This window comes from Flammeovirga agarivorans (assembly GCF_012641475.1).
In the GTDB taxonomy this organism is placed as follows: domain Bacteria; phylum Bacteroidota; class Bacteroidia; order Cytophagales; family Flammeovirgaceae; genus Flammeovirga; species Flammeovirga agarivorans.
Genome location: NZ_JABAIL010000047.1, coordinates 1 through 1,171, shown reverse-complemented (window position 1 = coordinate 1,171; position 1,171 = coordinate 1). Strand labels below are relative to the sequence as shown.

2 protein-coding genes are annotated in these 1,171 nt (G+C 51.0%); one reads left to right on the top strand and one right to left on the bottom strand.

The features are described from left to right. Positions 1-144: 144 nt before the first annotated feature. Positions 145-849, top strand: a complete 705-nt coding sequence (locus HGP29_RS28140) for an IS6-like element IS26 family transposase (protein ID WP_001067855.1) — start codon at positions 145-147, stop codon at positions 847-849. A gap of 33 nt (positions 850-882) precedes the next feature. Here the strand turns inward: HGP29_RS28140 and HGP29_RS28135 are convergent. Beyond that, positions 883-1,171, bottom strand: a 289-nt coding sequence (locus HGP29_RS28135) for a recombinase family protein (RefSeq protein ID WP_168885804.1), incomplete at its 5' end; no start/stop codon positions are given.

The window sequence follows — 1,171 nt, the reverse complement described above, 5'->3', positions numbered from 1 at the left end:
CCGGATTTCAGCACCAGGCTTCTCCACTGTGATTCCGTCGTGATATGTGACAACGACTCCGGCATTGCCATCCCCTCTGACGGCACTGTTGCAAATAGTCGGTGGTGATAAACTTATCATCCCCTTTTGCTGATGGAGCTGCACATGAACCCATTCAAAGGCCGGCATTTTCAGCGTGACATCATTCTGTGGGCCGTACGCTGGTACTGCAAATACGGCATCAGTTACCGTGAGCTGCAGGAGATGCTGGCTGAACGCGGAGTGAATGTCGATCACTCCACGATTTACCGCTGGGTTCAGCGTTATGCGCCTGAAATGGAAAAACGGCTGCGCTGGTACTGGCGTAACCCTTCCGATCTTTGCCCGTGGCACATGGATGAAACCTACGTGAAGGTCAATGGCCGCTGGGCGTATCTGTACCGGGCCGTCGACAGCCGGGGCCGCACTGTCGATTTTTATCTCTCCTCCCGTCGTAACAGCAAAGCTGCATACCGGTTTCTGGGTAAAATCCTCAACAACGTGAAGAAGTGGCAGATCCCGCGATTCATCAACACGGATAAAGCGCCCGCCTATGGTCGCGCGCTTGCTCTGCTCAAACGCGAAGGCCGGTGCCCGTCTGACGTTGAACACCGACAGATTAAGTACCGGAACAACGTGATTGAATGCGATCATGGCAAACTGAAACGGATAATCGGCGCCACGCTGGGATTTAAATCCATGAAGACGGCTTACGCCACCATCAAAGGTATTGAGGTGATGCGTGCACTACGCAAAGGCCAGGCCTCAGCATTTTATTATGGTGATCCCCTGGGCGAAATGCGCCTGGTAAGCAGAGTTTTTGAAATGTAAGGCCTTTGAATAAGACAAAAGGCTGCCTCATCGCTAACTTTGCAACAGTGCCCCAACTGTCATTTCAGGATCAGCAAGTAAGATTCTAATTTGTTTAACATCTTCTTCAGAAAGTGACGGTTTTCTCCCTCCCACACGGCCCCTTGCGCGTGCAGCTGCAAGGCCTGAGCGCGTTCTTTCAATATTGCGGTTGCGTTCAAAGCTAGAGAATATCGCCATCAGATGAGTATAGATTTCCCCTATAACTGGCGCATTTGTGTCTATTCTGTCCTTGATGGCTATGAAAGTTATTCCGCGTTTCTTCAGGTCGTCGAGTAAAGTA

Excerpts from the sequence above, each read along its gene's own strand:
- HGP29_RS28140 (WP_001067855.1), top strand. The coding sequence starts at position 145 with ATGAACCCATTCAAAGGCCGGCATTTTCAGCGTGACATCATTCTGTGG.